General features: G+C 57.8%; 8 protein-coding genes. 4 read left to right on the top strand and 4 right to left on the bottom strand.

Annotation, left to right across the window (positions count from 1 at the left end; translation table 11 throughout):
* Positions 1-25 precede the first annotated feature (25 nt).
* Positions 26-1150 (top strand): hypothetical protein, encoded by a 1125-nt coding sequence (locus ACTQ40_RS02535; protein WP_441563267.1) that lies wholly within the window; start codon positions 26-28, stop codon positions 1148-1150.
* Between the two features lie 238 nt (positions 1151-1388).
* On the opposite strand, the gene ACTQ40_RS02530 is transcribed toward ACTQ40_RS02535, so the two are convergent.
* From ACTQ40_RS02530 to ACTQ40_RS02515, 4 genes are all read right to left on the bottom strand, one after another.
* On the bottom strand, positions 1389-2423 hold the full coding sequence (locus ACTQ40_RS02530; protein ID WP_441563266.1) for a hypothetical protein: 1035 nt from the start codon (positions 2421-2423) through the stop codon (positions 1389-1391).
* 8 nt (positions 2424-2431) lie between these two features.
* Positions 2432-3505 (bottom strand): hypothetical protein, encoded by a 1074-nt coding sequence (locus ACTQ40_RS02525; RefSeq protein WP_441563265.1) that lies wholly within the window; start codon positions 3503-3505, stop codon positions 2432-2434.
* Positions 3506-3507: 2 nt separating this feature from the next.
* Positions 3508-5619, bottom strand: a complete 2112-nt coding sequence (locus ACTQ40_RS02520; protein ID WP_441563264.1) for a hypothetical protein — start codon at positions 5617-5619, stop codon at positions 3508-3510.
* A gap of 186 nt (positions 5620-5805) precedes the next feature.
* Positions 5806-7953: a hypothetical protein gene (locus tag ACTQ40_RS02515; RefSeq protein WP_441563263.1), complete on the bottom strand. Its 2148-nt coding sequence runs from the start codon at positions 7951-7953 to the stop codon at positions 5806-5808.
* Positions 7954-8138: 185 nt separating this feature from the next.
* Between ACTQ40_RS02515 and ACTQ40_RS02510 the strand changes: the two genes are divergently transcribed.
* From ACTQ40_RS02510 to ACTQ40_RS02500, 3 genes are all read left to right on the top strand, one after another.
* Positions 8139-8849 (top strand): TetR/AcrR family transcriptional regulator, encoded by a 711-nt coding sequence (locus ACTQ40_RS02510; protein ID WP_427728052.1) that lies wholly within the window; start codon positions 8139-8141, stop codon positions 8847-8849.
* Positions 8850-8860: 11 nt separating this feature from the next.
* Positions 8861-13642: an acyl-CoA dehydratase activase-related protein gene (locus tag ACTQ40_RS02505; protein ID WP_441563262.1), complete on the top strand. Its 4782-nt coding sequence runs from the start codon at positions 8861-8863 to the stop codon at positions 13640-13642.
* Between the two features lie 281 nt (positions 13643-13923).
* Positions 13924-14883, top strand: coding sequence for a 3-hydroxyacyl-CoA dehydrogenase (locus ACTQ40_RS02500; protein WP_154514839.1), 960 nt, complete (start codon positions 13924-13926; stop codon positions 14881-14883).
* Positions 14884-15002: the final 119 nt, after the last annotated feature.

Raw genomic sequence — 15002 nt, 5'->3', positions numbered from 1 at the left:
TGTCAGATTCAGAAAGGAACGTCCAATGGCAACGCGTAAAGATCGGAATGTTAGGCGAATCGTTTCTTCCATTGAGGCTTCGCTTCATCCGGATAAGTATTACGAGTTTGATTTAGACCAGAACGATTTTCCGGTTTTTAGCGATAAGAACATCGCCTTTGTGAACGGTCTCGTAAATAATGATTCGAATTACACATGGATTGATCAGGACACGATTCACGATAAGTATGTGGATGCTTCGAACGGTGATGCCTGCGCCATCCGGGAGGCTGTTTATTTTACTAATAAAATGAATTCGACGCATTTGGCTGCAGTGACGGTAAAGGGTGACCAAGATGAGCTAATGGGCAAGATGAATGCCGAGCTCAAACGGCTTTGCGAAATCAAAGAGGATTCGCAAGGCGGTAGTGGTGAAAAGGGGGATGAGGGCGAAGCCGAGCTTACTGGAGGAACACTTATAACTGCCGCATATCTTGTGAGCCAGTATGCGAATAATAATGAACTGGGGTCTAGCCTGCTGGAAAAAGACCTTGAGTCCCGAGCGAATCTCGTTGCCAGCATCGCGCGCGCTACAACAAATATGACTTATAAACTATTGCCGGAAGAGGACCCTAGCGACCTTAAGTGCAATCGAAGCAATTTTTCCTTTGCAACAAAGTTTTGCCACCATGGTTGTCGTAATCTAAGCAGGCGTGAGGTGAATGACTCTTATATCTATGATGCGGACAACTTCTGCATCTATGACACGGTTGTCGGCACAATGCTTCCTTATTATGCGGATGCTTATATTGATTACGGCAGCAATGAGGGTGAGTGGCTTAACGAATGGTGCAAAAAATACAATGACACTCCATTGAGCCGCTATGGAAACCGATATGCATGGATTAGAGGTACGATTAATAAACTGGTTGCCACGCCCGATGAGGATGTTGAAAACGCTGACGCCCAGGTCGCTTGGGGCTACCTGGGATACCTTGATCTTTACAGCCATATCGTTGACGGTATCAATGAGTGGCGAAAGCAGGAAAACCAGACGGTTGGTTCAAATAACGGCTCCGCCCCAGATATTGGCTTCCATGAAGTCGACCTGATGATTTGGTACTTCTTCAAGGGCAGTCGTCTCGACAAGGCAAAGGAGACGATGAAATAAATCGTCGCTAAGCTTAGCGACGATTGACAATGGAAAAGTCCCGCCCAAGTTCGACATTATGTGCAGAGCTTGGGCGGATCAAGATGCTTTCACTTCGCCCAAAGATATTCTGAGTCTCGTTCTCGGGCCGTGCCTGGTGTGGGCACGGCCTCTTTCGTGTCCATGAGGATTCGAATGCCGAATTGAGATATGGGCAAGACTAGCTAATGGGGGTTGTTGCGGCTTTTCGTATCTTCCGTCAACATGCGCGATGCCGATATATATCCAGCCAAATTGGCTCGTTCTCCTTGTTGTCGGCGTACTCTTCAAGCAAGCCTTCTATCCTGTCCAGCTCGACCGCTTGCAAAGCCGCGTATGCTTCCGGCAAGGGCTGCGTTACTTTCTTCGCTCTGAAAACAGGCGACAGCATCAAGTTCGTATGCGCCCATCCGGCAAAGCAGCTGCCGTAGGGGATAGAGCCGCATCTGATCTGCCCATTGCCATCGGGATACAGGAAGTCCAATTTCGAGTTTGCTACCAGGCAATAACAAGGTCCTGGCGCCCATGGTCGGCAGTCGATTTCAAGAATATCGCCCTTTCTGTACGGCGTGGGCAGGTCGACATATGCCCCCTTGAACCACGGGCCAAAGATTCCACCCACAATGCAGTCGAGCACCTCGCCGCATTTGCCCTCTTCTTCCCTGCAGATGTACTGGATTTCGCCGGAGGCGTTTGCGTAGTAAGTGTAGTCTGGCTGTAGAAAGCCGTCGTATGGATATGAACAGCTCGGGTCGTTGGCAAGGTTGAACAGCTCGATCATCCAGTATGAGGACGATAAGTCTGTCATTTCGCTCCACTTGTTTGCGTATGCCTTCATTGCCGCAAGGGCGGCCTGCCAGGATGCCACGGGGAAGGGGCCATGCGTGATGGCGGATCCCACTTTGTTGTCGACAAAGCTAATTTCGCTAATAAGCAGCACCTTCCTGTTTCCGTCGACAGCGTTTAGCGCGTTCATGCAGTCATCGATGTAGTCGATGCAAATCTGCCGATAGTGCCAGTAAGGGGTGTCGTCTGACGAGTTGCACCCGCCAGCAGCCAGTCTGTTGAGTAGCTCTCGTTTGCGGGTAATTTCAACCGGTGCTCCACCGACAATCTGCATGCAATGGTCGCCGCTCAGGAGCTGCGGATTATGCAGCAAATGCTCTCGCAGCTCCGGAGAGTCGATCAAGTTGATTATTTCTTCGTGCACGATAGTCTCCGAGTTGTTGGTGCGACTTCTTGTGGATTCGGGCATGACGACCTTTATTCAAATAGCTGCGGGTACTTCTCCTTGAGCGGCGCCTGATCAAGACGTAGCTCTTTCAGGTTGCGCTTTGCCTTGGACTCCATCCTTATGGTGTCGATAAACGCGATGAGTGAGTCGACATACAGGTCGCCGCGCAGGTAGGCCTGGGCGGCGATTAAAATTCGCTGCTCGTCTTCGAGTGGTTTGCGATAGTACTCAAGATTCAGGTAAAGCGGGTCTGGCTCGCCGATGTAGAGGGGAAACGTCTCGTTGTAGGTAATCGAGCAGCCAGTGGCACGCATGTTGCTGATATCCCCTGCATGGCGATAGTGCTCGAGGCGCTGCTGCGCATGATCAAGCCATTCGTCAGAACGGTCTGCCTGCCGAAGCTCTGCCTCGAGCTTTGTCCGGTCCCACGTGGGCAGATCGAACAGCGTGAACGGCTCACGGACACTGCCTTGCGGCGTCCAGACGATATCGCCGGTGTGGAACGGCGTGGGGATATCGACCCAGATGAACTCGAACGCGATCCCCCAATCGTTCTCAATGGGGCCGGCGGAAGGACAATAAACGGAAAGGGCCTCACCTTTGCCGTTCACAAGGAGCCAATCTTCCCGGCGATGTTCTTCGTCGGCATCGAGTGGGTACCGGGCGATGCGTACGCGTGCCTCTGGACGGCTCGCCAGTTCATCATCACCGCGCAACGCCTCGGCACATTTCTCATAACAGCTGAATGGCGCGCCGAAGGCCCCACAAAGTTGCCCGTCGGGCACAATCTCCTCTTCATACTGATAAACGTAGCCCGTCCCACTCGTAAACGCATCGACGCACCGCTTGTTGTAATCGATTGTCCAGCGCAAAAAAGCATGGAAATCGGGGATGGCCGGCCTTCCAAGACCGGCAAGGGTTGCCTCCAGCGAACAATTGGGCATGGTGTGTACGATCTCCTGCCAGGCTTCGCGCTTCTGCTCAAGCGAGGCGGTCTTCGAAAACCAAACCAGATAGGCGGCCTCAATGGTGTTGGGTTGAAAATTGATGCGGCGGAGATGCTCCCGAATGTCCCGGGAGTCCACAAAATCCAAGATGTCCATGGTTAGCTCCTCTTTGTTTCGAATCGCTCCGGCGGGGTTATCGCATCATCGAACAGCTCCGGATAGCGGATCTTGAGTCCGCCGTCTTCCCCTTCAAACCGCTCGGCTTTTTTCTTGACCAGCGCCTGCAGCTCGCAAAAACTTGATAGCGCAATTAGTGAGTCAAGACCCAGATTGCCGTCGAGATATGCCCGCACGCCGTACAGAATTCTCGCCTCCGGCTTGAGCGGGGTACGGCAGTATTCCATATCGAGAAGAAAACAACTCGGCTCTCCGATATAGACGGGGTACTCCAGGGGATATTCAATCTGACAGCCGTAGGCGTACATGTCGCTCGTATCGCCATTTTGCCGATGGTGCCTGAGCAGGTCGTCGGCCTTTTTTGCGGCGCATTCCCTGTAGGTGGAAGGCGGAAGCTCATCTATGACCCGCTGCGTGGTCCATGTCTGCATATTGAGAAGCAGTATGGGGTCGCTAGGGTCGCCGTGACAACAGATGATGTCGCCGGCATGGAATGGCGTCGGGATGTCAAACCACATCAACTCAAAAGCGAAAGTGGGGTCTTCGCCCTCGCGTTCCATGTCGATGCAGCTCAGCTGGCAGTCCATAATTTCGCCTTTTGCGTTGAGCATGAGCCTGTCGGCGGCATAGTAGTCTTCGTCCGGATTGATCGGGCGGCGTGTTACTTCAACCGAGGTAGGATTCTCCTCCTCAAGCACATTCCAGATTGCCTCGAAACATTTTTCGTAGCTGGTGTAGGGGCCATAATTGCACTCGCTCTCAGGGGGACTTCCCGTCTTGTCCTCAAAGAAATACATGTGCTTGCCAGGCTGTTTGAACCGGACGATTTTCTTGCGCTCCCATCTGATGACGTCGCGAAGAAAGACATGGAAGTTGGGGATATTGAACGTGCCGTATCGCCTGCTCATCGCACAATTGGGCATGTTTTCGAGAATCTTTTGCCAGGCCTCGATCTTCTGTTGCAGCGTCTTCTCGTTCGAATGGTCGACGATGAACGCTGCCTCGGGCGTGGTGGGCTCGTAGCCGATGCCTTCCAAATGCTCTCTGATATCGGGCGAGTCGAGAAACTCGAGAATGTCCGAACGTATGGCGTTGACGCCGGCGCCGGCCGATGTGCGATATGGCTGCAAGCAGTCGTGTACGACCGATCCATCCGACCAATGTTTGCCACAGCCGGGGTCATCGTGCAGCTTTTTCGAGAGTTCGAGCATAAAGGAGCAATCATCGGGCAAGTCGCCGATATAGCGTTCGGCGGTGTAGAGCGCAGAGGGTGTGAAGTCGTCGAGGAAGCCGTCCGTGAAATCCCTCAAGCGGAGATTGCCTTCCTCAACGCCGTAGATTTTGCTCGGATAGGCGCACCAAACCTGGCCTTTGAACGAACTATCGTAGTCGTCTTCGAGCACGATGGCGAAACGAGGGCCGTGGTCGAAGGGCCGACCGTCGATCTTGATGATGTCGCCGGGGACCCAGGGAGTGTAAAAGACCTCACCATTGGCGCAGAAGTGCTTGCTATTGTTCCACGGCAAGTGATTGATGCTTTGATGCGGAGTCCGCTGATTCCGGCGGTCGCTCAAAAAGACCAAATCGCCAGCCATGGTTGCGGCGAATATCAGCGAGGCTTGAGTGCGTGGGCGGTCGTGTAAGTCTTCGGCGGTATAGAGCTTAATCTGCCAGAATGATTCGGACCAATCTTCATCGGGGTCGTCATCGACGTATTGCTTCATAAGGGTTTGAGCGGCATCCCAAGAGGCAACGGGGAAGGGGCCATCAAAGGTGTCGTGCCCGCGCTCGTCTTCACTGTAAAACATGCCGGAGACCAGCAAGATACCGCGGTCACGGTCAACGTTGTAAAGCATATCGAGTGCAGTGTCGAGTTGTTCGAGGTCGGAGTCGATCGTCTCGGCGTAATCCGATGAGACCTCTTTGCGAAGCTGCTCGAGCATGGTCCGTTTTTCGTCGAGCGTCTTGAGGGAGCCGCCGATGGTTTTACAGAGGGAGCCATCTGCCATTCCCATGTGTTTGAACATATGAGCACGCAGCTCATCGTCCTTGATGCAACTGCAAACGAGCTCCCTGCCGGCATCGGTGATCACGGTATCTGCTTGGCTGTCCATAGCAACCTCCAATTCGGTCGTTGCCGTTAGCATCCATCAGAGGCTGTGCTTTGTGATCCCATTAACGGGTCTGATATGAATCTCGCGTCAAACATACTTTTGGAAACGCACTGGTACATGAGTGTGCGCGTACTGAAAGGACAATCGGTAGTGGCGTTTCAAAAACTAAGCGTAACTGGTGCAACCTCCCTCTAAGAAGGGATCGGCCGTCGCATCGAACAGCTCCGGGTAGCGGTCCTTGAGCCAACCGTCTGCATCCTCGAAGCCACGCGCCTTTTTCTCCGCCAGCGCCTGTAGCTCGCATGCGCTGGCCATTGCGGCGAGCGAATCAACCGCCAGGTCGCCTTTGACATATGCCCTGACGCCGTAAAGGATTCGCTCCTCTGACTTGAGTGGCTTGCGGTAATAGTCGATGTCCAAAAGAAAGCCCTCAGGCTCCCCAATGTAGAAGGGGAAATGCAAGGCGGATGAGACTTGGCAGCCGTAGGCGTACATGTCGCTGGTGTCGCCGTCATATCGGTGCCAGCGCAATAGCTTGTCGGCCTTTTGAACGAGGCGCTCTTTGTAGACGGAGGAGGCCAGCTCTTTGTCGACTCGTTCGGATCCCCAAGTTTGCAGGTCAAACAGCACCATCGGCTTGTCGGGGCGTTGGAGGTTGCAGACGATGTCTCCGGCATGGAAAGGCGTCGGGATATCAAACCACATGTCCTCGAAATCGCTGGCGGTGCCCGCCTCGTCCCACTCGCTTTTGTTGCGGTAATCGCAAGACATTACTTCGCCGTTCGCATTGAGTAAGACCATGTCGTCGGCATAGTGGTCTTCTTCTGGGTCGATGGGACGACGAGTGATCCTGATGGCTTTGGGGTCGTCACCGTCGAGCTCTTTCCAGATGGCATCGAAGCACTTTTGATAACTGCTGTACGGGCCGTAAAGATAGCCGCCCTGCCCGCGCCGGTCCCACGAGTAGTCCTCAAAGAAGTACAGGCTTTGACCGTCCGTCCTTTTAAAGTGTGCGAGCTTTCTTTGCTCCTGCCTGATGACATTGCGCAGAAAGGCATGGAAGTCCGGGACGTTGACCGTGTCATTTCTGCGGCTCATAGTGCAATTGGGCATATTGTCGATGATCTTTTGCCAGCCTTCGAGCTTTTGCTGCAGCGTCGCTTTATGCGAGCAATTGACAATGAAAGCCGCTACGGGTGTGGTGAGCTCGTAGTTGATTCGTTGAAGATGCTCCTTAATGCTGCGCGAGTCCAAAAACTCAAAGATGTCCGAACGAATATCCAGCTCGCTTTGGTTGGCGGGCTTGCGATACGGCTGAAGGCAGTCATGTCCGACGGAACCCTCGGACCATTGTTTGCCGTAGTCGGGATTATCGTGCAACTTTTGCGAGAGCTCGAGCATAAAGGCGCAGTCGTCCGGCAAGTCGCCGGTATAGCGCTCGGCGGTGTAGAGGGCGGAGGGGATGAAGGGGTCCAAGAGACTGTCGCGGTAGGTGCCGGATGAAAGCGAACCCTCCTTAACGCCGTGATCTTTGCTAGGCCCTGCGCACCAAATCTGTCCCCGGAGCGTGTGCTCGTAGTCGTTTTCGAGCACAATGGCAAAGCGAGGCCCGTGGTCGAAGGGGCGACCGTCGATTTTGAGGATGTCGCCCGGTACCCACGGCGTGTAGATGGGCTCGTTGCTGTCGCAGAACCGTCTGCTATCGTTTCGCCAGGCGCTTTCGACATACGATTTGCGAGTGCGGTTATTGCGCTGATCGCGGAGAAATATAAGCTCGCCATCCTTGGTTGCCGCAAACGCCAGGGAGGGCTGCGCCGTTTGATGTTCGTGCAGGTCTTCTGAGGTGTATAGGTCGATCTTCCAGTACGATTCGGGCCAGTCGTCTTCAGGATACTCTTCGATGTAGCGCTTCATGAGCGTTTGCGCGGCTTCCCAGGATGCGGTGGGGAAGGGACCGTCGAGGGCGTCGGCGTCGCGTTCCTCCTCGTTGTAGACCATGACGTGCAACAGGAGGATTCCGCGGCCGCGCTCGATGTTGTCGAGCATTTCAAGCGCGCTGTTAAGTTGGGCAAGATGCGAATCGACATCTTCGGTCAGCTCCGGCGAAACCTCCTTGCGGAGTTGCTCGAGCATGGTGCGCTTTTCATCAAGCGTCTTAAGAGAGCCGGCGATAATTGGCGCTGGCCAGTATAGGTATTTACGCATGTGGTCGCGCAGCTCTTGGCTCTTGATGCAGCTGAGGACGAGGTCCTTGCCGGCATCGGTGATGCCATCGCATGCCTGATTGTTCATGTCGGCCTCCTTATCGATCATTACCGGCATGATGAAACGGGCGTGGCGATTGTTGGTCCCATTAACGGGACCAAGCAGCGGCTCGATGTGGCAAAGGGACTGCCCCTTCGTCGCATCCAAATATTGCCTTTACGTGTTGATGCACACGGTGTGCAATAATACTCGCACTGTGCAATAGCGCACAGGCTGAGTAACAAGGAGGACGCTTGTCCCAGCTCGAGAAATGCGATCGCCGGTCCCTTCGCTCGCAGCGTGCCCTTCGCCAGGCACTTGCCAGCGAACTAGCCGAAAGCGGCGATCTTTCGCGCATTAACGTCGCGTCGCTCACCGAGCGCGCCGGCCTTACGCGCCGTACGTTCTATTCGCATTACCGCGATATCCCCGACTTTATCAATCAAATCGAGGACGGCTTGCTGGCTGAGATCCGTGAGCGTATTGAGCTCATCACCGCAGCTCGGCTGCCCGATCTTTATCACAACATCGATGAGCTCGAGCCGGCGCCCGGTTCGGTTGAGCTGCTGCGTTATCTTGCGGCCAACCGCGACTTAATCGGTGCGCTGCTGGGTCCGGGCGGCGACCAGGCCTTCATTAAAAGGATTATCGACACCGCGCGTGAGGCTGTGGTGCCGCGTGCACAGACGGGCATTTTGGGCCTGGCGCTGGGCACGTTCTTTGACTACTACGTCACCTACGTCGTGAGTGCCGAGGTCGGCATGATTCAGCGCTGGTTTGAGCGTGGGCTCACCGAATCGCCCGAGGCCATGGCGCGCATGATGACGGTGCTCGCTTTTGTGCGCCCTGGTGACCTGTATGGCCAACCCATCGATATCAACGTGCCGGAGTACGGCATGAAGCTATTGAACTTGCAGCTCGAGGACGCGGCCGACACCCCCGCAACCGTCGAGTCCAACAACTAAGAGGAGAGACAATGAGCAAACTCGTCGAGGGCATCAAGGACCGTATGGTCGCTGCCGCGCGTGAGGCCGCGCCCACCGTGGTGGACGCCGCGCAGAAGGCCGCGACCGCGGCTGCCGAGAAAGTTGCCGAGGCAGTTGCCGATGCCAAGAACTCGGTAGGGGAGACGTCCGTCGCTAGCGAGCCCGCCACCGCCGCCGAGCCCGCAGCCGCCGCCCACGCCCCCGAAGGCGCAATCTTCAACCCCGAGGCCGCCCACGGCAACCTGCACCTGGGCATCGATGTGGGCTCCACCACCGTCAAGCTCGCCGTGCTCAACGACGACAACCAGATCGTCTACGCCAAGTACCAGCGCCACCACACCGACGTCCGCGCCTGCGCCCGCGACCTGTTCGAGGGTGCTGCGGCCGTGCTGCCGACGGCCCAGATGACCTGCGCCATTACCGGCTCGGGCGGCCTGCTGCTGTCCCAGTGGCTCGACCTGGAGTTTGTCCAAGAGGTCATCGCCAGCAAGCGCGCCGTCGAGACCCTCATCCCGGCCACCGATGTCGCCATCGAGCTGGGCGGCGAGGACGCCAAGATCATCTACTTCGATAACGGCATCGAGCAGCGCATGAACGGCACCTGTGCCGGTGGCACGGGTGCGTTCATCGACCAGATGGCAACCCTGCTGCACACCGACGCCAGCGGCCTTAACGAACTCGCGGCCAACGCCACCACCATCTATCCCATCGCCAGCCGCTGCGGCGTTTTTGCCAAGACCGACGTCCAGCCGCTGCTCAACGAGGGCGCCCGCCCCGAGGACGTGGCCGCCTCCATCTTCCAGGCTGTCGTGACCCAGACCATCTCAGGCCTGGCGTGCGGCCGTCCCATCCGCGGTAACGTCGCCTTCCTGGGCGGCCCGCTGCAGTATCTCTCCGAGCTGCGCCATCGCTTCTACCTCACGCTCAACCTGGACGAGGAGCACCGCATCGTGCCCCAAAATGCTCACCTGTTTGTGGCGAGCGGTGCCGCCATGGCGCACGAGTCCAATAAGCTCAGCACGTTCCCGCAGCTCATCGAGGCCATCGATGCCCTGGGTGACACACAGGGCGCCGAGGTCGAGCGTCTGGATCCGCTCTTTGCCACCGACGAGGACTTTGCCGAGTTCAAGACCCGCCACGACACCGAGGTCGTCCCCAAGGGCAAGCTCGAAGGCTACACCGGTCGCGTGTTCATCGGTATCGACGCCGGTTCCACCACCATGAAGGCCGCGCTTGTGGGCGAGGACGGCCAGTTGCTGCATACCTGGTACGGCAACAACAACGGTGACATCCTGGGTACGGCCAAGGTCATCATGGCCGATTTCTACAACCACATCCCCGCCGGCTGCACCATCGGCCACGTGACCACCACGGGTTACGGCGAGGCGCTGCTCATCGAGGCCCTCAAGGCCGATTCCGGCGAGATCGAGACCGTCGCGCACCTACGCGGCGCCAAGGCGTTCCTGCCCGGCGTCGAGTTTATCCTGGACATCGGCGGCCAGGACATGAAGTGCCTGCGCGTAAAGGACGGCGTCATCGAGCACATCATGCTCAACGAGGCCTGCTCGTCGGGCTGCGGTAGCTTTATCGAGAGCTTCGCCGTCTCTATGAACATGGACGTGCGCGCGTTCGCCGACGCAGCCATCCATGCCAAGGCTCCGGTGGACCTGGGCAGTCGCTGCACGGTCTTTATGAATTCGCGTGTTAAGCAGGCGCAAAAGGAAGGCGCCACGGTGGGCGACATCGCGGCCGGTCTGTCCTATTCCGTCATTAAGAATGCCCTGTTCAAGGTCATTAAGCTGCGCGATCCCAAGGAGATCGGAAGCCAGGTGATCGTCCAGGGCGGCACCTTTATGTCCGATGCCACGCTGCGCGCGTTTGAGCAGCTCACCGGCGTTCACGCCGTGCGTCCCGACATCGCCGGCTGCATGGGCGCCTATGGTGCGGCCTTGCTCGCCCGCGATCGCGCTGGCGCCGACGGCACCTCGACCATCCTTTCGGCCGAGGACATCGCGCACCTCACTGTGACGCAAAAGCACGTCCGCTGCGGCCGTTGCTCCAACAACTGCCAGCTCACCGTCAACGACTTTGGCGGCGGCAGGCGCTTCATTACCGGCAACCGCTGCGAGAAGGGCGCCGGCCACAAAAAGCAAAAAACCGAGGCCCCTAACCTCTTCAAAAAGAAAAACGAGTTGCTCTTTAATCGCGAGGTGCTGAGCCCCGACGAGGCCCCGCGCGGCACCGTGGGTATCCCGCGCGCACTCAACATGTACGAGAACTACCCCTTCTGGCACGCGTTCTTTACGCGCTTGGGCTTTAGCGTGCAGCTGTCCGACCAGTCGAGCAAGAAGACCTACCAGGCGGGCATCGAGTCCATGCCGTCCGAGAGCGTGTGCTATCCGGCCAAGATGAGCCACGGCCACGTGATGAACCTTATCGACCGCGATGTCGACTTTATCTGGATGCCGTGCGTGCGCTGGGAGCGCAAGGAGGATCCGACGGCCGGCAATTGCTATAACTGCCCCATCGTCATGAGCTACCCCACGGCGCTGGCACTCAATATCGACGAGATTCGTGAGCAGAATATCGAGTTCCTGTACCCGTTTGTGCCCTATCACGACAAGACCGAGCTCAAGCGCCGCTTGTACCAGGTGCTTGCCGTCGACCGCGTGGCCGATTCGCAAGCCGGTCGCGGTCGCGTGCGCGGTCCCAAGATCACGCGCTCCGAGGTCGATGCCGCCGTCAACGCTGCCTTTGAGGCCGATGCACGCTTCCACGAGGACATCCAGACCATGGGCGAGGAGGCCCTTAAGTGGGTCGAGGACCATGGCGGTCACGGCATCGTGCTCGCCGGTCGCCCCTACCACAACGACCCCGAGATCAACCACGCCCTGCCCGAGCTTATCTCGAGCTTTGGCTTTGCGGTCTTTACCGAGGATTCGCTTGCGCACCTGGTGAAGCCCGAGCGTCCCATCCGCGTCGTCGACCAGTGGATGTACCACAGCCGCCTGTACGCCGTCGCCCGTTTTGTGACGATGCGCAACGACCTGGACCTGATCCAGCTCAACTCTTTCGGCTGCGGCCTGGACGCTCTGACTACCGATCAGGTGCAGGAGATTCTGGAGGCCAGCGGCAAGATCTACACCGTGCTCAAGATCGACGAGGTGTCCAACCTGGGCGCCGCGCGCATCCGCATCCGCTCGCTCATGGCCGCGCTTAAGGACCAGGAGGCCGAGCGCTTGGCCGAGGCCGCGGCCGCGGGCGAGACCTACGAGCAGGGCGATGCCGCGCCGGTGGCTCCCTCCACGGATGCCCCCGCATTCGCGAGCCGCAAGTACACGTTCGAGGCTCAGCGCGAGAGTGCATCGACCGCGTGGCCCAAGGTGCCCTTTACCGAGCAGATGCGCGAGGAGGGCTACACCATCCTGTGCCCGCAGATGGCGCCGATCCACTTTGACCTGGTCAAAGAGGTGTTCCGCGGTGCCGGCTACAACTTGGAGCTGCTGCCCTCGACCGATCACGACGCCGTCGAGGCCGGCCTGCGCTATGTGAACAATGACATTTGCTATCCGTCCATTTTGGTGACCGGCCAGATTATGGAGGCCATCGAGAGCGGCCGGTACGACCTGTCCAAGACGGCCGTGGTTATCAGCCAGACCGGCGGCGGCTGCCGTGCCACCAATTACATCGCACTCATCCGCAAGGCCCTGCGCGAGAGCGGCCACCCCGAGATTCCGGTGATCTCGCTTTCGGCGGTGGCGCTCGGTGAGGACAACCCCGGCTTTAAGATTACGCCGGCGCTGCTTAAGCAGGCAGTCTACGCGGTGCTCTTTGGCGACGTGATGATGCAGATGCTTTATCGCTGTCGTCCATACGAGGCTACGCCCGGTGCCGCCAACGCACTCTACGAGGAGTACATGGCGCGCGCCCGCAAGCTGGCGCCCAAGTTCAACCGCCACAACTACACCAAGCTGTGCCGCGAGGCCATCCGCGCGTTCGACACCATGCCGCTCGTGGGCGAGGGCACCAAGCCGCGCGTGGGCGTGGTCGGCGAGATCTTGGTCAAGTTCCACCCCACAGCCAACAACCACGTGGTCGACGTTATCGAGCGCGAGGGCTGCGAGGCCGTGGTGCCGGGCCTGCTGGACTTCTTCCTGTACTCCATGAGCAACGCCGAGCTGCAGAAGGATGAGCTCGGAAGCTCTGCAACCACGCGCGCTGGTATGCAGGCGCTCATCAAGCTCGTGGACTGGATGCGTACGCCGGTGGAGGAGCTGCTCCAAATGTCCCGCCGCTTTGAGGCGCCCGAGCGCATCGGCACCATGGCGGACAAGGCCCGTACGGTGCTTTCGGTGTGCAACAACATGGGTGAAGGCTGGCTGCTCACGGCCGAGATGCTCGACCTGATTGACCATGGCGCGCCCAACATCATCTGCACGCAGCCCTTTGCGTGCCTGCCTAACCACGTGGTGGGCAAGGCCGTGATCAAGGAGCTGCGCCGTCGGCACCCCGAGAGCAACATTGTCGCAGTGGACTACGACCCCGGCGCGTCCGAGGTCAACCAGCTCAACCGCATTAAGCTCATGATCAGCGTGGCCAAGGAAAACATGCGCGCCGGTAAGGGCTTTAAGCTCGAGAAGGTGGCGCCGCTCGCGATGGACGAGGTCACCGGCCAGATGCATGCCCATGATGGCTGCGTGAGCTGTGGCTCGGTCAGCGAGGAGGCCGTTGCATCGGTCGCCAAGCGTCTGGGACGTGGCATTAAGAAGTAGTTGGCCTGCTATGTGCTAGATATGAGACAAACGGGTGGTAGCCGTATCGGCTACCACCCGTTTTTGCTGGACGTATGCTGCGTAAACGCCCCAACTATCACCTCTTCCGAAAGCTACGTGTCAGTGGCACCAAAAATCGCCCTTGGAACCCTGAGATAATGAACATATGTAGCCGTTCGCCGCAAAATACCGTCCGTTTATGGAACCCACCTCTAGCGCGCGTCATCCTTACGGTTGAATAAATACACATCCATGGAATTACGTAAGAGAGGACTGTTCCTATGAGCTACAAGACCGTTTGTGTTGCCGGTGGCGGCGTGTTGGGAAGCCAGATTGCCTTTCAGGCTGCCTACTGCGGCTTCGATGTGACGATCTGGCTGCGCAGCGAGGGCAGCATCGGCCGCACTCAGCCCAAGATCGATCATGTGCGCGAGGAGTACATCGCGGCTATCGAGGGCATGGCGGACGGCACGGGCGAGTGGTGTGCCGGTATCGCCGATAGCGACCAGCCCTTCGATAAGGAGGCGGCGCTCGCCGCCGTCGAGCGTGCCTACTCCACACTCAAGCTAGAGCTCGATCTTGCCAAGGCAGTGGCCGACGCCGATCTGGTTATCGAGTCGATGGCCGAGGACACCCAGGCAAAGATCGACTTCTACAAGAAGCTCGCCCCGGTTCTCCCGCAAAAGACCGTTGTCGTGACGAACTCCTCCACGCTGCTGCCGAGCACCTTTGCCAAGTACACTGGCCGCCCCGAGAAGTACCTGTCGCTGCACTTTGCCAACTCCATCTGGAAGAACAACATGACCGAGGTCATGGCTCAGGACCAGACCGACAAGCGCTATTTCGATGAGCTCGTCGACTTTGCCAGCGACATCCGTATGCTTGCCCTGCCCGTCAACAAGGAAAAGAACGGCTATCTGCTCAATTCCATGCTGGTGCCGTGGCTGCTTTCGGGCCTTGATCTGTACGTCTCGGGCGTCAGCGACCCCAAGAGCATCGACCTCGCATGGACGCGCGGCACTGGCGCGCCCAAGGGCCCGTTCCGCGTGTTCGACACCGTGGGCATCCAGACGGCCTATAACATCGTCATGCAGTATCAGAAGGTGCCGGGCTTGGTGAGCCCGCTGCTCAAAAAGATGATGATGCCCTACAACTTTAAGGCCATGGCATCCGTCCTCAAGCAGATGCTCGACGAAGGCAAGCTGGGCGAAAGCTCGGGCGAGGGCTTCTTCAAGTACTAAAAAGATTCCTCGGCAACATTGAGAAACATATCATTTGCAGTGTCAGTGCGCCGCAGCGCCGCTCGGCAACGGGACAATCCGCTTTATGCGCCAACGCGAACTTGTCGACTTTGCCGCGG

The organism is Collinsella sp. Sow4_D11 (assembly GCF_052116465.1).
Lineage (GTDB): Bacteria > Actinomycetota > Coriobacteriia > Coriobacteriales > Coriobacteriaceae > Collinsella.
The sequence above is the reverse complement of the archived record's forward strand: the minus strand, read 5'-3'. Positions and strand labels throughout refer to the sequence as shown.

Bases quoted from the DNA above. Each gene is read 5' to 3' on its own strand.
- ACTQ40_RS02500 (WP_154514839.1), top strand. From the start codon at position 13,924: ATGAGCTACAAGACCGTTTGTGTTGCCGGTGGCGGCGTGTTGGGAAGC.
- ACTQ40_RS02535 (WP_441563267.1), top strand. From the start codon at position 26: ATGGCAACGCGTAAAGATCGGAATGTTAGGCGAATCGTTTCTTCCATT.
- ACTQ40_RS02505 (WP_441563262.1), top strand. From the start codon at position 8,861: ATGAGCAAACTCGTCGAGGGCATCAAGGACCGTATGGTCGCTGCCGCG.
- ACTQ40_RS02530 (WP_441563266.1), bottom strand. From the start codon at position 2,423: ATGCCCGAATCCACAAGAAGTCGCACCAACAACTCGGAGACTATCGTG.
- ACTQ40_RS02515 (WP_441563263.1), bottom strand. From the start codon at position 7,953: ATGATCGATAAGGAGGCCGACATGAACAATCAGGCATGCGATGGCATC.
- ACTQ40_RS02525 (WP_441563265.1), bottom strand. From the start codon at position 3,505: ATGGACATCTTGGATTTTGTGGACTCCCGGGACATTCGGGAGCATCTC.